Source organism: Pseudomonas alliivorans (genome assembly GCF_017826695.1).
In the GTDB taxonomy this organism is placed as follows: Bacteria; Pseudomonadota; Gammaproteobacteria; order Pseudomonadales; family Pseudomonadaceae; genus Aquipseudomonas; species Aquipseudomonas alliivorans.
This window is the reverse complement of sequence record NZ_JAFFZW010000017.1, coordinates 39,068-59,128: the sequence shown is the minus strand read 5'-3', so window position 1 is coordinate 59,128 and position 20,061 is coordinate 39,068. Positions and strand designations below refer to the sequence as shown.

The 20,061-nt window shown below is 53.1% G+C and carries 23 protein-coding genes and 1 pseudogene; 15 read left to right on the top strand and 9 right to left on the bottom strand.

Annotated features, from left to right (window positions below; translation table 11 throughout):
* Nucleotides 1–12 precede the first annotated feature (12 nt).
* Entirely contained in the window at nucleotides 13–681 is a 669-nt protein-coding gene (locus JTJ32_RS26970; RefSeq protein ID WP_456239183.1) for a DUF7693 family protein, read from the top strand.
* A 167-nt stretch (nucleotides 682–848) separates the two neighbouring features.
* On the top strand, nucleotides 849–1,529 hold the full coding sequence (locus tag JTJ32_RS26010; RefSeq protein WP_210043774.1) for a competence protein CoiA: 681 nt from the start codon (nucleotides 849–851) through the stop codon (nucleotides 1,527–1,529).
* A 210-nt stretch (nucleotides 1,530–1,739) separates the two neighbouring features.
* Here the strand turns inward: JTJ32_RS26010 and JTJ32_RS26005 are convergent, their stop codons facing one another.
* Complete coding sequence (locus tag JTJ32_RS26005) at nucleotides 1,740–1,988, bottom strand: CsbD family protein (RefSeq protein ID WP_210043773.1); 249 nt, start codon at nucleotides 1,986–1,988, stop codon at nucleotides 1,740–1,742.
* A gap of 191 nt (nucleotides 1,989–2,179) precedes the next feature.
* On the opposite strand from JTJ32_RS26005, the gene JTJ32_RS26000 reads away from it, so the two are divergent.
* From JTJ32_RS26000 to JTJ32_RS25970, 7 genes are all read left to right on the top strand, one after another.
* Nucleotides 2,180–2,770, top strand: coding sequence for an acyl carrier protein phosphodiesterase (locus JTJ32_RS26000; RefSeq protein ID WP_210043772.1), 591 nt, complete (start codon nucleotides 2,180–2,182; stop codon nucleotides 2,768–2,770).
* 113 nt (nucleotides 2,771–2,883) lie between these two features.
* Nucleotides 2,884–3,444 (top strand): TetR/AcrR family transcriptional regulator, encoded by a 561-nt coding sequence (locus tag JTJ32_RS25995; protein ID WP_210043771.1) that lies wholly within the window; start codon nucleotides 2,884–2,886, stop codon nucleotides 3,442–3,444.
* Nucleotides 3,445–4,146: 702 nt separating this feature from the next.
* Nucleotides 4,147–4,701 carry an OsmC family protein gene (locus tag JTJ32_RS25990; protein ID WP_029290780.1) on the top strand — a complete coding sequence of 185 codons (555 nt, stop codon included), beginning with the start codon at nucleotides 4,147–4,149 and terminating at the stop codon, nucleotides 4,699–4,701.
* A gap of 72 nt (nucleotides 4,702–4,773) precedes the next feature.
* A complete protein-coding gene (locus tag JTJ32_RS25985; RefSeq protein WP_210043770.1) occupies nucleotides 4,774–5,547 on the top strand; it encodes an SDR family NAD(P)-dependent oxidoreductase in 774 nt (257 codons plus the stop codon).
* Nucleotides 5,548–5,638: 91 nt separating this feature from the next.
* The gene (locus JTJ32_RS25980; protein WP_210043769.1) at nucleotides 5,639–6,229 is read left to right on the top strand and encodes a TetR/AcrR family transcriptional regulator; all 591 of its coding nucleotides are present in this window, start codon (nucleotides 5,639–5,641) and stop codon (nucleotides 6,227–6,229) included.
* Between the two features lie 3 nt (nucleotides 6,230–6,232).
* Complete coding sequence (locus JTJ32_RS25975) at nucleotides 6,233–6,931, top strand: DsbA family oxidoreductase (protein ID WP_210043768.1); 699 nt, start codon at nucleotides 6,233–6,235, stop codon at nucleotides 6,929–6,931.
* A gap of 63 nt (nucleotides 6,932–6,994) precedes the next feature.
* On the top strand, nucleotides 6,995–7,324 hold the full coding sequence (locus JTJ32_RS25970) for a thioredoxin family protein (protein WP_210043767.1): 330 nt from the start codon (nucleotides 6,995–6,997) through the stop codon (nucleotides 7,322–7,324).
* Between the two features lie 29 nt (nucleotides 7,325–7,353).
* Here JTJ32_RS25970 and kefC read toward each other — a convergent pair whose 3' ends face one another.
* From kefC to JTJ32_RS25945, 5 genes are all read right to left on the bottom strand, one after another.
* Nucleotides 7,354–9,180: a glutathione-regulated potassium-efflux system protein KefC gene (gene kefC, locus JTJ32_RS25965; protein WP_210043766.1), complete on the bottom strand. Its 1,827-nt coding sequence runs from the start codon at nucleotides 9,178–9,180 to the stop codon at nucleotides 7,354–7,356.
* On the bottom strand, nucleotides 9,181–9,702 hold the full coding sequence (gene kefF, locus JTJ32_RS25960) for a glutathione-regulated potassium-efflux system oxidoreductase KefF (RefSeq protein ID WP_210043765.1): 522 nt from the start codon (nucleotides 9,700–9,702) through the stop codon (nucleotides 9,181–9,183).
* Nucleotides 9,703–9,810: 108 nt separating this feature from the next.
* Complete coding sequence (locus JTJ32_RS25955; protein ID WP_210043764.1) at nucleotides 9,811–10,029, bottom strand: tautomerase family protein; 219 nt, start codon at nucleotides 10,027–10,029, stop codon at nucleotides 9,811–9,813.
* Between the two features lie 30 nt (nucleotides 10,030–10,059).
* Nucleotides 10,060–11,166, bottom strand: a complete 1,107-nt coding sequence (locus JTJ32_RS25950) for an alkene reductase (protein WP_210043762.1) — start codon at nucleotides 11,164–11,166, stop codon at nucleotides 10,060–10,062.
* 45 nt (nucleotides 11,167–11,211) lie between these two features.
* Nucleotides 11,212–11,544 carry a carboxymuconolactone decarboxylase family protein gene (locus tag JTJ32_RS25945; RefSeq protein WP_210043760.1) on the bottom strand — a complete coding sequence of 111 codons (333 nt, stop codon included), beginning with the start codon at nucleotides 11,542–11,544 and terminating at the stop codon, nucleotides 11,212–11,214.
* 564 nt (nucleotides 11,545–12,108) lie between these two features.
* On the opposite strand from JTJ32_RS25945, the gene JTJ32_RS25940 reads away from it, so the two are divergent.
* From JTJ32_RS25940 to JTJ32_RS25930, 3 genes are all read left to right on the top strand, one after another.
* On the top strand, nucleotides 12,109–12,657 hold the full coding sequence (locus JTJ32_RS25940) for an SH3 domain-containing protein (RefSeq protein WP_328823999.1): 549 nt from the start codon (nucleotides 12,109–12,111) through the stop codon (nucleotides 12,655–12,657).
* An 89-nt stretch (nucleotides 12,658–12,746) separates the two neighbouring features.
* Nucleotides 12,747–13,628: a DUF4062 domain-containing protein gene (locus JTJ32_RS25935; protein ID WP_236059483.1), complete on the top strand. Its 882-nt coding sequence runs from the start codon at nucleotides 12,747–12,749 to the stop codon at nucleotides 13,626–13,628.
* A 68-nt stretch (nucleotides 13,629–13,696) separates the two neighbouring features.
* Nucleotides 13,697–14,317 carry a LysE family translocator gene (locus tag JTJ32_RS25930; RefSeq protein WP_004881414.1) on the top strand — a complete coding sequence of 207 codons (621 nt, stop codon included), beginning with the start codon at nucleotides 13,697–13,699 and terminating at the stop codon, nucleotides 14,315–14,317.
* A 35-nt stretch (nucleotides 14,318–14,352) separates the two neighbouring features.
* On the opposite strand, the pseudogene tnpC reads toward JTJ32_RS25930, so the two are convergent.
* The 3 genes and pseudogenes from tnpC to tnpA all read right to left on the bottom strand — a co-directional run bounded on the left by tnpC (nucleotide 14,353) and on the right by tnpA (nucleotide 16,617).
* Nucleotides 14,353–15,891 (bottom strand): annotated as a pseudogene (tnpC, locus tag JTJ32_RS25925) (IS66 family transposase).
* 61 nt (nucleotides 15,892–15,952) lie between these two features.
* Nucleotides 15,953–16,288, bottom strand: coding sequence for an IS66 family insertion sequence element accessory protein TnpB (tnpB, locus tag JTJ32_RS26510; RefSeq protein WP_032877934.1), 336 nt, complete (start codon nucleotides 16,286–16,288; stop codon nucleotides 15,953–15,955).
* A complete protein-coding gene (gene tnpA, locus JTJ32_RS25915; RefSeq protein WP_236059481.1) occupies nucleotides 16,285–16,617 on the bottom strand; it encodes an IS66-like element accessory protein TnpA in 333 nt (110 codons plus the stop codon). Before tnpA ends, tnpB begins: the two co-directional genes overlap by 4 nt.
* 622 nt (nucleotides 16,618–17,239) lie before the next feature.
* On the opposite strand from tnpA, the gene JTJ32_RS25910 reads away from it, so the two are divergent.
* The 3 genes from JTJ32_RS25910 (at nucleotide 17,240) to JTJ32_RS25900 (ending at nucleotide 20,061) form a co-directional block, all read left to right on the top strand.
* Nucleotides 17,240–17,656: a hypothetical protein gene (locus JTJ32_RS25910; protein WP_210043756.1), complete on the top strand. Its 417-nt coding sequence runs from the start codon at nucleotides 17,240–17,242 to the stop codon at nucleotides 17,654–17,656.
* 13 nt (nucleotides 17,657–17,669) lie between these two features.
* On the top strand, nucleotides 17,670–17,831 hold the full coding sequence (locus JTJ32_RS25905; RefSeq protein ID WP_210043755.1) for a hypothetical protein: 162 nt from the start codon (nucleotides 17,670–17,672) through the stop codon (nucleotides 17,829–17,831).
* 1,120 nt (nucleotides 17,832–18,951) lie between these two features.
* Nucleotides 18,952–20,061, top strand: coding sequence for an XAC2610-related protein (locus JTJ32_RS25900; protein ID WP_236059485.1), 1,110 nt, complete (start codon nucleotides 18,952–18,954; stop codon nucleotides 20,059–20,061).

Genomic DNA, 20,061 nt, shown 5'->3' with positions numbered 1-20,061 from the left:
CGTGGGTTGCTCATGGCACCTCCTGATTGGCCTCAGTTTAAGGCATGGAGGTGTCTACGAAACCCGGGGCGATTCATGATTCGGAGCTCGGCATCGCTATTCGAAGCGTTCTGTTATCGTTCTAAAAGTAAGTTAGTCGCTCTTAGTCATCAGCCTTCTGGGGAGCCGGGATTGGACACAACTCAACGCGTACCAGGCAGAGCCTACCAAACGGTTCGCGATCCTGAGCGCCTGCTCATTGAAGAGCGAGCCGAAGCTCTCTCAGCCGCAGGATATCCGCTGCCAAATGATGATCCGGCTATGTACGCTGAGCAGAGACTGAAAGAGGCCAGAGCGGCAGCTCGTTCGTCGCAGCTAGATGGCGCTGCCGAAGAGGCTCCACTCTCAGCGCGAGAGGTCAGCCAAGTGCTGAGGGAGGTAGCTCTTGGGCGCCTAATTATGGTCAGAGCCTGCGAGAGGGGATGGGAAGAAATTTATGCGGAGCGCTTCAAAGTTAATGTCGAAGGTTGGCGAGTGTCTATTCATAACGACCGCGATGAGCTGGGCTACTGTGAAGAGTGCATAAGCCCTGACGGACGGCGCTGGTCTATAGACTCGGGAAATCGCTTTGGCACAGATCCCATTGCTATGCTGAGCACATGGGAGCATCAAACGCTTGACCGTCTCCTGAAGGCGATTTAAGTGGGGCACCGTCCGCCACCCGCCTCTTTAGACATTTACGCAGGCCTACCAGGCTGCTAGGACGAATTCCGTGCTCAGATATTTGTCTTTCGTCCTGTGAGTTACAAGGTACTGCCGACTAGGAAGTTAAGAGCTGCCGCACCCCATTTTTAGCATCAAGGAAGAAAATGAAATACTCATTGCTTGAAGGCGCTCGTGTAGAGGCCACTCCAAAAGCACGTGGTGTTTGCAGTTTTTGTGGTTCCCAGACCGTCGCTAAATGCGGGAACCATGTCGTCTGGCATTGGGCTCATAAACGTTTGGACAATTGCGATCCGTGGTGGGAAACGGAAACGGCATGGCATCGCGATTGGAAGAATATGTTCCCAACCGAGTGGCAGGAAGTTGTGTTGCAAGCGTCCTCAGGGGAGCGACATATAGCAGATGTCAGAACGCCTTCAGGGATGGTTATTGAGTTTCAGAGATCGACAATACATCCTGAAGAGGTCATCGCGAGGCAAAACTACTATCAAAATATGATCTGGGTGATCGATGGCACGCGAACTGAGTTCGACAGGTACAACTTCAGAATGGGTTTGTCAAAAGTGTCGGAGAATGGACTGGCTTCATTTAGCTGGCATTCCCGCAGCAAGCTTTTTGCTCGCTGGTGGGTTTCCAAACCCGTGTTCATCGACTTCGGCCCCGATTTTGGTATATGGCGCGTCTTAAGATTCGATCCGACTCAAAAACGTGGAGTGGTGGCTTACACACACAAGGAAAAGCTGGTCGAATGGATCACCAACGGCACCACCGATTTTAGCTTCAATGGAGGCCCGGCCTCTGATAAATTCGGTACGGCGGATCAATAAAAACCGATCAAGCGTCTAGCCGGCATCTCTGTCCTTCGGGGTCATTGCTGTGCCGGCTTGCAAATCAAACACTTCGAGACTACTGAGGGACAGGACGCTCATAAAGTGCTCTCCAGTATATCCCTATAGCCCTCGCACCCTTCAGAGATAGCCCTGGAGAGTACAAGAGACGATTTCGGCAGAAGCAACTCAAGGCTTTTCCTCCCACCTTCAGCGGCGCAGGAGACGGTCTAGTATCAGCAGGGCTACTGCACCAATTGCAAGTGCAGCAACCGGCTTCTCTTTGACGAACGTAGACACACTGTCCAGTGCATCGCCATAGGTTTGGGTCAACTGACCGGCAGCCTGGCGTCCCGCACCTTCGGCTTCAAGCTTCGAATCACCCAGTAGTTTCCCCTCTGCGCTTTGAGCTTTGCCGGCAACCTTCTCTACAACGCCCTCAACCTGTTCGCTTTTCATGATTTCAATACCTTCTTGAGTTAGCAGCTCAGATTCAGCTGAGCTAGCGGCGATGGGCACAGGTTTAGGGGGATGAGCTTCAAAATAAGTTCAAAGTTGGTAAGGCTCAGGAACGAACCCATCTAGTAGATAGGACATTTTCGACTCTGCTATCTTGACCGTCGACCGCTACTTGCATGAGGGTGCATGGGATGAATTATTTGGCTCATCTACACCTTGGGGGGCAATCGTCTGACGAGCTCCTGGGGAGCCTGTACGGGGACTTTGTTAAAGGCCCACTCGCAGGGCGTTTTTCTCCTAAAACTGAGGCTGCGATTCAGCTGCATCGGACGATTGATGCCTTCACTGATGCTCACGGGTTGGTCAAGCGAGCGCTATCACGATTTCCGAACGAGCAAAGGCGCTACGCTGGAATCGCTCTCGACATGTTCTTTGACCACTGCCTCGCGCGAGATTGGGAGCAATATTGTGACGTGCCGCTGGATGATTTCGCGCAGCAGATCTATGGGATTTTGGAGGCAGAGCCTAACCTTCCTTCGTCGCTGGCGCAGGTCGTGCCTTTGATGATCTCGGAGGATTGGCTGTGCGCCTATAGAGACATTGAAATGATTGGATATGGCTTGGGCATAATCTCGAAGCGCCTTTCCAGACCAGAGGGGCTTGATGGATTGTTCGAACATCTCAAAGGCAACTATGAGGTGCTGAGCGCAGACTTCAGCGATTTTTACCCAGCACTCCAAGCTTTTGCGCGTTTGCCTGCGGACGCGCAAGCCATGCGTTGAGGTTGTGCCGCACTTGCCAGCTCGACTCAAGGCTGAAGCCTGGTAAGGCGAGCGCTGTCTTATGAGGGGTGACTAATTTATGATGTCAGGATGACAAATTCGGATTCGGCATCATGAGTACACGTTCAGACCTTTTGACTAGCGCCGAGGTTCTGCTGCGCACGAAGGGCTACGCGGCCTTCAGCTATGCCGACCTTGCAGACGAAATCGGCATTAAAAAGGCGAGTATTCACCATCACTTCCCCACCAAAGAAGGCTTGGCAATTGCCATAGTCGAGAGCTACCTGTTCCGGTTCAAAAAGCAGCTGGAGGCTATCAATGATGAACACGTCAGTGTTGTCGACCGACTGAATGCGTTCGCCTTGATGTTCGCACAAAGCAGTCTAAACGGGATGCTTCCACTCTGTGGAGCCTTGGCCGCAGAGCTTCTGGCCCTGCCTGAAAGTCTCAAAGAAATGACGAAGGATTTCTTTGAGATCCATCTCACTTGGCTTCAGGCAAATATTAAGCAGGGTCAAGATCGAGGAGAGCTTAAAGCCGACCTGGATGTAATCAGAGTTTCAAGGTACATATTGAATACTTTGGAAGGTGCGAGCTTTGTTTCTTGGGCGATGAGCGATGATTACGAGAAATCTTCGGGATTTGATTTGATTTTATCTACCCTTCGTCACTGAAAACTCTAGCAAGCAAATTTATCGACTCCACCGCTGCATTCCCTTTTCAGGGGGCATCTTTCATCGCTGTATCTTTAGTACATATTTCAATAGCTTCTCGATTTGGTCGCCTGCCAAGAGCAGGCGGCCTTGAGTCATTTGATTCAGGGCCGCGAGCCGATCTATGCTTGTATCAATTAGTGCAAACTAAAATCCACCGGATAGATCACTCGGTATTATCTGGTGTGCGGTAGATTTGCATCCAATGACGGGAAGGTTGGCTTGTAGGCGGCGCTTTTTCGTGATCGCGAATTGTACAGTACCGTCCATGCTTAGCGACGACCGCGCTCTTGGCTGCGTTCAAAGTGACTTCTTGAAACGAACCTCCATCTCGCCCCAACACGTGCCCTGGTGCATAAACAGCCATAAAACCTCCCTGATTTTTATCCATGTGGTGACAGCCTTATGCCATCAATTCGTACAATTACACAAATTTCACCCGATGCATAGAGGTGTGAAAGATCGTTTCATGGCGTCGCTTTCGAAGTGACTCTGTTGGTCACGACACTCACTGTGTTGTCATCAATATTCCCAATTCCTCTATGCAGCCTAGCTTTTCAAAGCTATTGGTATCGTCATCTCTCTTGTAAGCCAACCTACTACTTGGTAGGCTTGTTTCTCTTCCGGTCTAATCGTCCGGCTTATCTGAAGAGGAACGTCCACATGAGCAGCAACCTGAATGGTATCGATGTCGCCGCACTCCAGAATTTCGCCGAAGGCGTTGCTGGTGATGCGACCAAGCGCCACGCAAGCTTCAACGTTAAAACCGCTTGGAAGGGTCAGACCCGTTCTGTAGCCAAAGTCAGCCGTTACAGTTTGGCCGGTGAGACCTATTCCCGCGATTTTGAAATTGCAGCCGATGAGCCGAATGAATTACTGGGCGAGAACACCGCGCCCAACCCTCAGGAGCTGCTGATGGCTGCTCTAAACGCCTGCATGTCGGTCGGCTATGCCGCCAATGCCGCAATGATGGGCATCAAGATTCACAGCCTGGAAATTGAGACCGACGGCACTCTCGACCTGCGTGGCTTCCTGGGGATCGACGAAAGCGTTAACCCAGGCTACGACGAGGTGAGTGTCGTGATTCGCCTGCACACAGATGCTTCGCGTGAGCGTGTTGAGGAGCTGCACAACGTGGTGCTCAAGACTTCGGTCAACTACGCCAACTTCTCTAAAGCCATCCGCATGCTCCCTAAGCTCGAAGTCATCGAAGGCTAACTGTCCTGGTCACAGGTCAGCACGGCACCTGGCCGCTGACCACCTCTCACTTATCTGATACCGGAGTCTGTAATGAACGATTTTTTTAAAGGCAAAAAACTGTTGGTCGTCGGCGGCACGAGCGGCATGGGTCTGGAAACAGCGCGCCAGTTTTTAAAGGCGGGTGGCAGCGTGGTTCTCACCGGCAGTAAACAGGATAAAGCCGATGCTGTGCGCGCCGAGCTGAGTCCGCTGGGGAACGTATCAGTGATCGTTGCCAACCTCATGACCGAGGAAGGGATGAATCATGTACGCAGCGAAATCAATGCCAACCACAGTGACATCGGCTTCATGGTGAACTCTGCAGGCATATTCATTCCGAAGCCTTTCATCGATCACGATGAGGCGGATTACGACATGTACCTGGATCTGAACCGCGCCACATTCTTTATCACGCAGGCAGTGGTCAAAAATATGCTTGCTGCCAAGCGTGAAGGTTCGATTGTCAACGTCGGTTCGATTGGCGCGCAGGCCGCGCTGGCCGGCTCTCCAGCAACTGCTTATTCGATGGCTAAGGCGGGTCTGCACGCCGTCACCCGTAACCTGGCAATTGAATTGGCTCACTCAGGTATCCGAGTCAATGCCGTTTCACCTGGCATCGTTCACACCTCGATCTATGAAGGCTTCATGGACAAGGAAGCGATCCCAGATGCGATGAAGTCGCTGAACGATTTCCACCCACTGGGCCGTGTAGGCGTGCCGGAAGATGTTGCCAACACGATCCTTTTCTTGCTCTCCGATAAAACTTCTTGGGTGACTGGTGCTATCTGGGACGTTGACGCAGGGGTGATGGCTGTACGTGCCTAAACACAGGGGCAAGCGCTGCGTGTAGCGCCTCTCATTGGGGCGCTCCCAGCACGCTGCTCCGGTTATAAGGCTGCTGGCTGCAGGAGTTCAAATGTCCATCACGACAAAAGCCGCGCTGTTGAGCTACGCGGAAACCCAGATGCGTTCAAAGGGTTACTCAGCGTTCAGTTACGCGGATCTCGCAGCGAAAGTCGGCATTAGAAAAGCCAGCATTCATCATCATTTTCCTACCAAGGAGTGCTTGGGCGCGGAGCTGATCAACGACTACATCGCTCGGTTCAACGAGACGTTGGTGTCAATCGAGATCAGGCATCCCGAGCCGCTGCAGCGCTTACAGGCTTTTTCGCGACTTTTCGTGATCAGCGCGAATGAGGGGCTGCTGCCGTTATGCGGCGCCTTAGCGGCGGAGATGGCTGCATTGCCTTTATCGCTTCAAGGGCTCACCAGGGACTTCTTCAATTCGCAACTCGCCTGGCTCCAAAGCACCCTTAATGACGCAGTCCGGCAGCACAACTGGTCACTGGGAACAACCGCTGAGAACTTCGCCTTCATGCTGCTGAGTATTTTGGAGGGAGCAAGCCTCATTGATTGGACACTCGGTCGATCAACCGACCCTTTGGCTGGTTTTAACCATTTGCTTGAAATGGCGGCAATTCAGTCTTCATTTCTTCGTGCAGGATGAATTATGAAAACTCCTTCGAAAAAATACGTTGTCGATATCTGGTCTGACTATGTGTGTCCTTGGTGCTGGATTGCCAAGCGCCGCTTTGAGAGAGCACTTGAAAACTTCCCAGAGAAAGACGACGTACAGGTCAATGTTCGGGCCTATCGATTGGCTGCGAACCACACCCCAGAACCGATGGTCGCGGCCCTTAAGCGTAAGCTCGGTAACCCTGACTCCGCTGTAGCGATGATGAGCACCGTAAGTAAATATGGCCAGGTCGACGGGTTGGATTACCGCTTTGACACCATGATGTTTGGCGATACGACTGACGCTCATGTGCTAGTGAAAGCGGTTGAAGATACGGTGGTAAAAAAGCGACTCGTAGAGGCGCTGTACGAGCAAAGCACCAGTCACGGTAAGTCTCTCTTTGATCGCGCCAGCTTAGCGACGATTGCTAAAGACGCAGGTGTCTCGGACGACTCCATCCAAGCGGCTTGGTCATCTGCCGAGCTGCGCGCTGAAATGAAAGCGGATGAGCAGTTTGCCGCCCAATTGGGTTCCGGCGTGCCGCTCTTCGTTTTCAACAATGAGTTTTCGGTGGCAGGTGCGCAGCCTGAAGCTGCGTTTCTTGAAGCACTGAACCACATGGTTAAGAGCATGAAAGTCGACGATAGCGCATTGACAGGTCAGGTCTGCGGGATCGATGGCTGCAAAATTTGATTGGCAATGGATGGCGGCACTCTCAAGGTTCCGCCTTTCCCTGACACAGAACGAGAGACCCAGATGAGCCGTATCGTTGAGTTGAGCGCTCCCCAATTTGCTCGCTTCGTAGCCAAAGGCAGCAGTGTCGTAATGTTCTCAGCCTCCTGGTGCAAACCCTGTAAAGAAATGAGACCGGTCTTCATTGAGCTCGAAGGAAAACTCCATTCGATAGCATCTTTTGGGAAGATTGATATCGCTGTGTCTCCGACGATTGCGCAGATGTATGGCATTCGCTCTGTGCCGTCCTTGGCAGTGTTCCACGAAGGCCGATTGTTGAAAGTCTTCGCTGGGTCTAAATCAGTTTCAGCCTTGAAAAAAGCAATTATCACTGAGCTGGAGGACGCTAGCTAAACAAGCATCCTCCTCGAGCGGTAAGTCAGTCAGCTATCTGACTCGCTGCGCGGAAGGTTCACCTTTCCTGGGCCTGCGTCAATTGGATGAGCGCGATCTTCATTGAATATTTCCGTTAGTAAAGCGTTTGCTCGTTTGTAAGCGTCGTACTTGAATTCGGTATCGTCCTCGGGTTGAGCGGCCATCTCCTCCAGCATTTCCAAGTTCAGGCGACGGAATCGATCCGCACGCTCACGAGCTTCGTAGCGTCCTATCCCGAGTTGCTCCAAAGCCCTGCGCCCGAGAGACAATGCGCTTTCAAATGTCTCTCGCTCGACTTCTTCCACACCCATCTGACGTAGGGTAATGATGTGCCCCATATCTCGAGCGCGCACCACCAGTTTTAGAGATGGGAAATGCTCCTGGGCCAACTTGGTCAGTGCCAGGTTATCGTCCTGATTATCGATGGCGTTGATCAGCACCACGGCTTGAGCAGCGCCCGCTGCGTGCAGTAAATCGAGGCGGGTGGCATCCCCGTAGAACACCTTCACCCCGAACTTTCGCAGTGTCTCGATGTGGTCGGGATCATGATCCAATACCACGACTTCAAATCCACAAGACATCAGCAGTCGCCCAGCGATCTGCCCGAATCGACCGAAGCCAGCAATGATGACTCGAGGGTTGCTCTGATCAATGGTGTCCGATTCCTTGCTGCCCTGTTTGCTCGAAGACTCCAGATGATTGAGCAAAAGGATCAGCAGTGGCGTTACACACATGGACAGCGCCACCGCCAACGTCAGGCTTTTACCCCAAGGGTCTATCAGGATGCCGGCGACTGTCGCTGCGCCAAATACTACAAAGGCAAACTCACTTCCCTGTCCAAGGAACACCGCCTGCCATGAGCGCTGATCACTTGGTACATTCAGGAGGCGCCCCAGGAGCTTGATCACGAGCAGCTTGATCAGGATAAAGCCCAAGGTCAGAGTGATGACTTTCAGCGGCGAATGGATCAGCGTGCCGAAGTCAATCGACATCCCTACACCGATAAAGAACAGACCCAGCAAAAGTCCTTTGAAGGGTTCGATATCGCTTTCCAGAGCGTGGCGATATTCCGAGCTGGCCAAGAGAACGCCTGCCAGGAAAGCGCCCATGGCCATGGATAAGCCGGCCTCTTCCAACAAGAGCCCGAACCCGAACACCAGGAACAATGCGACGGCACTGAAGATTTCCCTCAAGCCGGAGCGCGCTACAAAGCGAAGGACAGGGCGAGATACGTATTGGCCCAAGAGAACCACTGCGACAATCGCTCCGACGATTTTTGCGATGGACAGGGCCAGCTCTGAACCTGAGGGCGTACCACCATTTGCGGCCAGCAGTGGGATCATGGCCACTAGGGGAATCGCCGCGATGTCCTGGAAAAGCAACACGGCAAAACTGCTGCGACCCACTGCGGTGGAGTTCATGTTTCGCTCGGTCATGGCCTGCATCGCGATAGCAGTCGAGGACAGGCTTAACGTCAGCCCAACCAGCAGCGCAGCCGTCCAGTTCAAGCCGAGTACAGCGAAAAATATTGCGATGGCCGCACCGCATGCCAGCATTTGCAAAGCGCCACCGCCGAACACCATGCGGCGCATGGCCCAAAGGCGCTTGGGGTCGAGTTCAAGACCGATGATGAACAGCATCAACACTACGCCGATTTCAGCAAAGTGCAGGATGGACTCGACATCGGTCACAAGCTTTAAACCCCATGGGCCGATCAGGCAGCCGGCTATCAGGTAGCCTAGAACCGGGCCCAGCCCTAACCGAACGGCGATTGGAACTATCAAGGCAGCTGAGCCCAGGTAGATGAGCATTTCAATCAGATTGTGAGTGTCCATTCATTCTTCCTTCCATGAGGTCAGGCGCTCGCCGTAATGACGGATCTGGGTGAGCAGTGCGGTTTGATCTGCTCTGTAAGCGCCGTGGACTGCGACTGGACTTAACCAATCCATCCCGCAGTAATTCGCCGTTGCTTGTAGGGGCTGAGACAGCACAGCAAAACCTGGGTGGTCGCCGCCTTCAAAATGATCATGCTCTCCACCGGTAGTCACGGCCCACAGCAGTTTTTTGTTTTTCAAAGCGGTCGCGCCCGCGCCGTATGACCAGCCCTGAGTGAAGACCTTATCGATCCACAGCTTCAAGAGAGGTGGGTAGCTATACCAGTACAGAGGGTGCTGCAGAACCAGTAGATCTGCCTGTTCGACGGCGTTCTGCTCAGCTTCAACATCGATATTGAAATCGGGGTAGAGGTCGTAAAGGGAGCGGATTACGACATCAGAATTATTTGCTGCAAACCTGAGCATCAACTTGTTTACGTTGGATTTTTCAGGATACGGATGGGCGTAAATGATCAGAATCACGGATTAGTCCCCACAAACTTGGCGCTCCTTAAGAACGGAAAAAGCCCCGTGTTCGTCGAGCATAACCACACTCAACGAACAGGGAGCTATTGACCTGAAGGTGAAGCCTTACTGGCCGGTTTGCAGCTTCAATACTTCCTGCGCAGTCACAGGTTTGCCAGCAATACCCCAGTCTCCGCTCTTAACCTCTTCGAAGATGACCCAGGTGAGAGCGCGCATGTTTTCTCCCTCTACCGATACCATAGCGTCAGTCACTTTGCGGATGACCTCGGCTTTTTGCTCGTCGGTAAAAACGCCTTCAATGCCTTTAATAGTCACGAGTGGCATGGTGTTCTCCTAAATGTTTGGGATGGGATATCAGGCGTTGGCGGCTGCGTATTCCGGATAATCGGTGTAACCCTTATCAATCGAATCGCTTACACCGTAGTAGGTCGCGCGATCACCTTCGGCCAATGGCCAATCGTTCTGCATACGCTCTACCAGATCAGGGTTAGCAATATAGGCGGTGCCAAAGGCAATCAGGTCTAGCTCGCCTTTGGCCAGCTCAGACTCAGCGATCTCCTTGGTGAAGCCGCCCGCAGCCATCAAGGTGCCCTTGTACGCTTCACGGAATGCTGCGCCGAAACCAGGTGGTGTTTGTGCGGCAAGGATGGTCGGTTGGTAGTTCAGGTGAACAAATGCCAGCTCTCGCTCGTTGAGGGCAGCCGCCATACTCATCCAAGTTTCTTCTTCGCCTTCGTACACACCGAAGTCGTAGAGGCGACCAAACGGAGAGAAACGCACACCGATTTTCGATCCGCCGATTTCAGCAGCAATCGCGTCAATGGTTTCCAGCAGGAAGCGCTGACGGTTCGCGACGGAGCCACCGTACTGGTCTGTCCGAGTATTCAGTGCGCTGCTCAGGAATTGGTCGAAGAGGAAGCCGTTGGCTGCCATGATTTCGATACCGTCAAAGCCGGCGTCCATGGCCATCCGTGCGGACTTCACGAAGTCAGCGATGACGCGCTTTACTTCTTCAGTCTCCAAGGCGCGTGGTGCGCTAGGTTGAACAGGGCCTGATTTGGTAGGTTCGATCCAGGCATACACAGTGGTATCCACTGCAGGCACCGTGCCCGAGGACACAGGCACTATTCCATGTACCGAGACGTGGGACATGCGGCCAACGTGCCAGAGCTGAGCAAAAATTTTCCCACCCTTGGCATGCACCGCGTCAGTCACTTTGCGCCAGCCTGGTAAGTGCACATCCTCGTAAATGCCAGGGGTGTACAGATAGCCGCGAGCCTCATCGGAAATAGGCAGGCCTTCGGTGATCAGCAAACCGGCAGAAGCACGTTGCGCGTAGTAAAGCGCGTTGGATTCATTCGGAATGTTGTTCAAGGTTCGGGTGCGAGTCATGGGGGCCATGACAACGCGGTTTTTCAAAGAAATACCGGCCAGGTTGTAAGGAGTGAACAGCTTATTCATGGTTAATCTCGACGTCGTTGAAGGGGAAGAAAATCGGCGTTTGAGTTAGGACTTGTCGAACGCGTCGAGTACGTGGGTGCTGTAGACCAGCGCGGCACCGGCGTTCATGTTGATGGCCACACCTAGTGCTTCCGCTACCTCTTCACTGGTTACACCGAGCTTCTTTGCCTCAGCTGCGTGGAAGGCAATGCAGCCGTCGCAGCGGGTCGTCACGGCCACTGCAAGGGAGATGAGCTCGCGAGTCTTGGCGTCCAGATGGTTTGTTTTGCTACCGGCAGCACCGAGAGCAGCCATGCCCTTCATGGTTTCAGGAGACAGGCCGGTTAGCTCTACCAAGCGAGCGTTGATGTCTTTGCGGGTTTGCTTCCAATCTTGCATGGGATTCTCACAGGGATGGCGTTGATTGCATGAATTTAAAATCTGCAATAAAGCTACCATCCAGTTGGTAGGCTTTCAACGAGTCTGTGCTGATTTTTAATATCAACGGAATCGAATGGGCAGTTTTGTGCTGATTCTTGAAAAAGAATGCGAGTGGGAAATATCGCTCAGCTAGCTGGAGGCTCATCTGACTGGTTGTCTAGCAACTCAACCACGTCATACCACTGCGTTTTTTGGTGACAACAGCATCATTAATGCGACCAAGCAATTGGAAGTGCGTGGCTGGCTTTCAGTGTGCAAAAAGCTTTTCATGGGTGATTACTACCGAGCTGCGGCGGGCATCGCTGTGAAATGGGCGTTGAGCGATTCAAGATACTGCAACGTAGAAGTCGCGGAATGGTTACCTTCTCCTGAGGTGAGAAGTCCTCTGCTTGGGGTACTGGATCTTGGCAAGCCTAAGCCTTTCGAGCTGAATAGGCTGCAAAAAGTGGAGGCTTGGCTAGGCTCGCAATAGATGAATGAGGTCAGGTTGGTCAGCAAGACAGCCGTTGTAATACGTGCCGAATGAGAGCAATGGATATGCGCAAGAAGTCCCAGTCATGGTTTGTCCCGCTCCTGATTCTTTGTGCCGTTCTGTGGGCAATGGGGAAGAAAGACACTCCTCCTGCCCCAGTACAACCAAGCGCCTTAAGCACGCCAAGTACGCTAGGGTCGATTTCGCCAACTCCGTCCTCAGCTCCGGCCCCCGTCTCTCCGACTGAGCATTTTGTGAGTGCTGATAATCTCAATGTCCGAGATCAACCAGGCGGTAAGGTCGTCTCGAAGCTGAAGCGCGGGGAAAAGGTTCAGGTCTTCGAAACTCGCAACGAATGGGCGCGTATCAGTATTGATGGTCAATCACCGAAGTGGCTTTCGTCAAAAAGCCTGTGCAGTTGGTCGGGTTGCTACATCGTTTCGAAGCCCAAGCCAGTGACCCAACCAGCACAGCCCGCTCGCCAACAAACGCCAGCTTACGGTTCATCGTGCCCGTGTTCCTCTGGAAACGTTTGTATAGGGCCTCGGGGTGGTCGTTACTGCATTACCTCAGGAGGAAACAAGCGCTACGGCGTCTGATCTGCTACTGACCATCAGGTGTGGCTGCAACAATCACTTCGGATGGCAGTCCAAAACGATACATATGCCAACGCTCTGAGGACGTACTGATGAAGGTGTTCATAAGCTCAGTAGTAAGAGGATTCGAGCTGTTCAGAGCCGCCGCCAAAGACGCGGTGGAGACACTGGACATGAAGCCCGTCATGAGCGAGCACTTCGGAGCGCGAACCTATTCCTCGGAGCACGCCTGCCTGACAGAGGTCGACCAGTGCGACGTTTACATCCTGATTCTTGGCGCTAACTACGGCTATGAACCTCAGCCAGGTCTCTCGGTTACGCAGCAAGAATTCCACCAGGCAGTGAGCAAGCGTAAACCGATTTTGGTCTTCATCCAGCAGACTGACTTTGACGAGAAGCAGGCCGTGTTCGTCAACGAGGTGTCTGACTACAAACAAGGTTTTTTCAGAGCCTCATTCTCAGATCCCCAAGAGCTGTTGAAAGCTATTGTCCAGGGCCTGAGTAGAATGGAGAAATCCAAAAGCGCGATTTCTGAGAAAGCCTTTCACGAGCGCATTACAGAGGCATCAAGCTCTCGCTCCTACGGCGGTCACTCTTATGCGCCACAGCTTGAGTTCGCGTTTCTACCACAGCCCGTTGAGCAGCACGCTGTGCACGGAGCGGCCCAACGCCGTGATGAGATTTTCCATAGCTTCCATAATCTGGGCTTGGCGAAGTTCAAGCAAGGTTACGAAGACTGGGATGACAAGTTGTTCACAGGACTGAAGTCCGGAGATACGTCTTGGCGCGTTTTTGACGACGGGCTCGTCCTTTTGGAAACTGACGCAAGTGTGCCAGTCGAGGGGCGTACGGCTGGTCTCTATTTCGTGTCTCCGACTAACCTATCAAAGCTAATTATGTCCTGCTTCGTAAGCGTCCGGGGGACACACCTTTCTGATTGCGCCGGCGTCCTGACTGCACGCGCTCCAGCATGACCCTAAGGACGGTGGCACACGCGGCAGTTCAATTGTAGGATTGACGAAAAATGGTTATGGATATCCATATGAACCTTGCGACGCTAGCGTTATTCCTGCCCGCCTGCTTTGCCCTGAATATGGCGCCTGGGCCTAACAACCTGCTGTCTATCAGCAATGCAACACGCTACGGATACCGCACATCATGCATGGCAGGTGTTGGTCGCTTGCTGGCGTTCGCGGTGATGATTGCGCTGGCTTCGGCAGGCTTGGCCGTAGTGTTACAAACTTCAGAGCTAATCTTCTATGGGATCAAAATAGTTGGCGCGGCATATCTTTTTTACTTGGCATACCAGTTGTGGAGAGCTGCACCGCAAGCGGAAGCTGAGTCAAAAAACGCCCCGATAGGTCTATGCGCGCTGGCAAGGCAGGAATTCCTCGTTGCCGCAGGCAACCCCAAAGCCATCCTGATTTTTACCGCGTTCTTGCCTCAATTCGTCGACCCAACGGCAGACATTGGTTCTCAGTTTACGTTGCTCGGTCTTCTGTTTTTGGTATTGGAGTGGATTGCGATTGGCATCTATGCGTACATCGGATTGCATATGCGACGTTGGTTCGCTCTGCCTCGTGGTAAGCAAATTTTCAACCGTTGCTGCGCTGGCTTGTTGTCGGCTGCCGCCTCGATGCTATTGATGACACGTCGAGCTTGATCCGCAGTAAGCAGATGATGGTAAGTGTCTCCGACTCATCTGCGTGGTGGGATGGGTTGCCACTTATGCGGCAGCAACTGATCAATTTCACTCGCCCGCTGCGTCGGCAGGCGCGTAAGAACGTCCTTCAGATAAGCATACGGATCATGCCCATTAAGCCGCGCAGACTGGATTAAACTCATGATCGCTGCTGCCCGTTTGCCGCTACGCAGCGATCCTGCAAAGAGCCAGTTCTTGCGTCCAAGCGCCCATGGCCGGATCTGGTTCTCTGCCCAGTTGTTGTCTATGGGTACGGCCCCGTCATCAAGGTAGCGCGACAGCGCTGCCCAGCGTTTCAGGCTGTAATCCAGCGCTCTGTTGATGGCTGAACCTTCAGGCACGAGTTCGCGCTGGGCCATCATCCAAGCATTTAGTTTATCCATCACAGGTACGGCTTTCTCTTGCCGAATTCGGTGCCGTAAATCCGGCTCCAGGTCGCGCACTTCACTCTCGATTTCGTAAAGCAACTGGATGTAGCGTAGGGCCTGCTCGGCGAGCATGCTCTTGTTGGTGGCATGTAGTTCGAAGAATTTGCGCCGCGCATGGGCCATGCAGCCGATCTCGGTTACGCCGAGTTCGAAACTGGCCTTGTAGCCGCCAAAATCATCGCAAACCAACTTGCCCTTCCAGCCTTGCAGGAAGTTGCGAGCATGCTCTCCGGCGCGGCTGGGGCTGAAGTCGTAAACCACCGCTGCCAAGTCCGAGAACTGGATGGTGGCGTAGGCCCAGACATAAGAGCGGTGGGTTTTCTTCGCGCCCGGAGCGAGCATCTGTAACGGTGTTTCATCGGCGTGAATGACCTGCTGCCCGAGCACTACGTCGCGCAGCGCATCGACCAGAGGCTGCAATTGGACGCCAGTAACGCCAACCCATTGAGCCAACGTTGAACGTGGAATCGCCAAGCCAGCTCGACCGAAGATCAATTCCTGACGGTAAAGGGGCAGATGGTCAGCGAACTTCGCGATCATGACGTGGGCAAGCAGCCCAGCGGTCGGGATGCCCTTATCAATGACCTACACCGGAACCGGCGCCTGGATCAGTGTTTCACAGTCATCGCAGACCCATTTGCCACGGACATGGCGTTCAACGGTAAACACGCCAGGCGCGTAATCAAGCTTCTCGCTGACATCCTCGCCGATGCGCTTGAGTACGCAGCCACATTGGCAGTGAGTATTGTCCGGTTCGTGATGGATCAATGTGCGTGGAAACTCTGCCGGTAATGCCGTGCGCTTGGGCTTTTGCTTTTTATCGGTCGCCGTTGGCGCTGTTTGCAAGGCTTGAAGCTCTGCTTCAATTGCCGCGATATCGGTATCGATCAGGTCATCTAGCAGACTGGCCTGCTCAGGATTCATCTGCTCGCTGCGCTTGGCAAACTTCAATCGTTTGAGCTGCGCGATCTCGTGAGTCAGTTTCTCGATGACCGTTTGATCACGGTTGATTTTCTTGCCCATGGTGTCGACTTGCGACAGCAACTGCGCTGCCAAAGCACGCAGTTGGTCGGGGGACATTTGATCGAGATTGGGCGAAGAAGTCATGCCCCGGATTTTTCCAGAGCAGGCGGTTCGCGGCGATAGACCGATAGGCTAATGGCAGCCGTTAAAGCAGTGTGATCGCGCCGCCGGAGCCCGCGCGTTGCCAGGGCAGCCCTACTACCAGGGCTTGGAGTTGCTCGGAATCCAACTGCATTTCAGATCCATGGCGAATACCTGGCCAGTGGAACTTCCCCTGGCTCAGCCGACGAGCAGCCAGCCAGACCCCGAAGCCGTCATGCACCAGAACTTTCATGCGAGTGGCGCGACGGTTGGCGAATAGATAGGCACAGTGTGGCTTCGCCGCACCGAACACCGCGATCACTCTGGCCAAAGCAGTCTCGGTACCTGCTCGCATGTCCATCGGCTCGGTGGCGAGCCAGATGGAGTCGATCCGGATCATCTCAGCAGATCTCGAAGAAAGGTCGCGCAGGCAGCAGCATTTTCCGTTGGCCAGTTCACTTTGACGGTGCCACGTGTGTGCTGAATCTCAACGCAGATATTCGGCGATGCAGCTTGCGAATTTGCTCCAGCCAGCTGCATGGGCAACGGAATGAAAGCAGGTTGCAGCGCCGTATTTTGCTGCGTGTGTAACCGAATCCATTTGTGGACGAGGTTTGCGTTGAGGCTATGGCTGAGCGCGATGCTGGCAATCGAAACGCCTGGCTGGGCACACTCTTGAATGACCTGGGCTTTGAAGGACTTGGAATAGGAACGGCGTGTTGGCTGCATGAAATACCCACTTAAAAGGCTAGAATTGGTGCCCACTTAAATCTAAGTGCACACCATGTCTTGGCTTTGCGGGGCTTGGTAGGTGACTTGGCCGGACGGATACGGCCACTCATGAATCCACTCCAGAACGGCAACCGCTCATGTTCGCCCAAAAAGCGCGTGCGAAGGTTTTGGGTTGAAGCGATGCACAGCGCCGAACAGATGAAGGCCAGAGCGTTGAGTATCATTGCCCATATAGGCCCCACCCAAACGAATAACGCCGGTCCCAGGGACGCTGCAAGAACTGAAATTCCAGTCAGGGATAACATCGCCTTCGCAGAAGCTTCCACCCGCCGATCAGATGGAATGACAATCTGCATGATGGCTTGACGAGAAGGATTGAAAAATTGTGCTGCGACACTGTTAATGAACAGCAAGATCGCTCGAAAACAGCTGATGGGTATGGGTGAGTTGCGCTCTTAACTCGGGAGAGCGGGCGAAAACGCCCTCCCTGTATGAGGTATCGTTCGATTTTCAGCGGATAACGCTGTTTGCCGGGTGAATTTTCGACTTTCCGCTGGTTTGCGGCAACTTGATCGGAGAATCCTTAAAAGCCATAAAACCCGGAGAATGATCCTATACTATGCTCGCTTGGCTGGCCTTTTGCCGGATGTCGATAGGGAACCGCTCGTTCAGGGCGCATGGAGGCAATAATGCATACATCATCTCCCAGGCACAGTCCTTGTGCGCTCGTTTCGCATTCATCGTGTCTTTTTCCCCGCCTTATGGTGCGCGAACAGCTTTTTTCATTGCAGTCAGGGGGGATCTTTCAGGAGCGCTCCATGGCTTGCGTGATGCAGAGATAAACCCAATGGGCAACATGATCTGGGGGGCTCTAGGACTATTGCCGTTACTGGCATTGTTCTTTCTGTCCTGGAGTGAACTGCCGAAGTTTCAGGGCAAACCGCCGGTGAGATGGAGGGTATGGACCAGCCATGTGCTGTCGGTGTTGGTGTTGGTGGAGTTAGCTGTGTTGTTGCTGCTTTTCTATTTCCAATAATCGAGAGGTCGTCATGGCTGGCAACATTTTTGAGTTGAAAACCGAGACCCCCAACCAGCCCGTAGTGGTCGATGCCTCTTGGTATCAACAGGGGCAGACGATGATCGAAGGGTTGGTGGCGAACGGTGAGATAAGGTTAGTGCGGATTATCATTTTTTCGTTCAGTAAGCCCTGAGCGCTCAAGATACTTGCGAAGTAGAGGTGATAATCGAGCAGTGTTGTACTTTTGTAGCCAGGCCTCAATATTTTTCACGTTCTTTGGCAGATCCTTCCGTAGCTTGAGCGCAATGCTTCTATTTGCCAAGTGACATGAGCTCAAGAACTCTTGGGTCGTAACTGCCGAGCTCAATCATCGAGGGTAGACTCAGGGCATATGCATGTTGCTCATGTTCTGACTCTGGTAGGCAGGCCTTAGTAATTTTTAACCCTAGAGAGAAATATTTTACAAGTTAAAAAGTAATATTGCTGCTGATGTTTTTTTGTCTCGTGGCTAGCTGCTCTGTCCACGCTTCGGGTTTTAGTGCTGCTATCGGAATTATCCTCCTTCCCGGAGAAGTCAGGGTTAGTGGTAAGCTTGACTAGGTACTTATCAATAAGGTATCGGTGCGATTTTCCGGACATCCACTGGAAAGCATCATAAACTAATGGACGAATACCGATATAGTCACACCATTTTGAATTCACCTCGGCTTCGATGTGGAAGATTGAATCGAGCCTGCGCGCAATGTCATCGAATTGCTCATAAAAATTCTGGTCTTCGAAGTCAATTTCATCAGGTGGGGTCGTGGAACGGCTAGAGTTCGGAAAGCTTTTAAGGATCCATGTATAAGGATTTTCTTGGATTTGTAGGTAGAGCTGATTTTTAAGCAGAGGATCTACATAGGGATTCTGGCGGAGAAGTTCCAGAGGAATCGAAAGCTGATTTTGATATCGGAAAGCTTCTCTTCAAAGAGGAGTCTATGCTGCGGACTTATTTGGGCCGTATCCAGGAGCCGATCAAAGTGCTTTTGATCGGATACGTATAGGTGCCTGAGATAACAAATGGTAGTGTAAAGGGAATTAGGGGCGATTCAGTGGATCTACTGATCCGAATACGAAGTTAAGTCTTGTCTCGACCTGAATTAACACCAGCCCTGAAAAGGTCGGCGACTCACGCTCTTCGCGAGCAAGCTCGGCGCTCACAGATAATCCGTTGGCGTTGATGAATAATAAGACATACGCCGCGATATGACGCTAACCATCACACCAAACCCACGTAGACTCGCCATTCCTCAAACAGGATTTTTCTCATGCCGATGTCGAGTATCAACCCTCTGGGTTCATCGCCTGTGGTGCGTTCGGTGGCTATGTTGATCGGACTGCTGCTGTCTCCGCTGGTCAACGCTGCCGATGCGCGGCAGGCTTACGGCGAGATGGACGCGGCGGCGTTTGATAAAGCTGCTCGCAAGACCTATGCCTTGCAGGACTTTTCCGACCAATACCGCGCCACGGTGGAAGTGGCGGTCACGGACGAGACTTTTCGCCCCGGTGTGATCAACGTCTACGGCAAGGGCAGTGACAAGCCGCTGATTCGCGTGCAGTCCGACGAGTTGGTGCTCGACACCGATGCGAAGACCGGCAAGGTCAAAGCCAACGTGCAAGAGCTGCCGTATGGCGAGCAGAACGTACTGATCTACAAGGATTTCAACTTCGACGGCATCAAGGATCTGGCCCTTATGGACGGCCAGAACAGCTGTTATCACGGGCCGTCGTTTCAGGTGTTTCTCGGCACGGCGAATGGTTTCAAACACAGCGATTCATTCACCCGGCTTGCGCAAGACAACTGCGGAATGTTCGGGGTGGACGAGAAAAAACGCGAAATCAGCACCATGACCAAAGACGGTTGCTGTTGGCACCAGATGGCGACGTACAGCATTCGAAACGGGGAGCCGTTTCTGGAGACCGAGACGGTCGTCGATCATACCGGCGGCTCGGGTCTGCCTACCGAAACGGTCAGCGTGAACAAGAATGGCAAGAGGGTCAGCACGACTGGCATCGTGTGGGGGGAGGATGATCAGCGTGAGATTCTGCTGTCCTTCAAGCTGGCGCCGTCTGCCAAGCGGATCATCCTGTTCCGCTCAGGCACGGGGGGGGCGGTCTATTACGCTGCGGTCGATAACAAGGACCAGGTCGGGTTGCTTTACCCGCAGGCAGACACCGAACGCTTTGAATACGACGCTGCGACTCATGCCCTGAGCTTTGTGCGCGGTGATACCACTTACCGCATTCTGGGCGACGCGAAAGGCGCGCCCAAGAGCATGCAGGTGGTGGCGCGTGGCAAGACCACTGAGCTGAAACTGCTTGCCGAGCCCGCGAACGGATCCCTCGACAAGGTCGCTGACGCCATCAAGGCCAGCGCCGGTTAA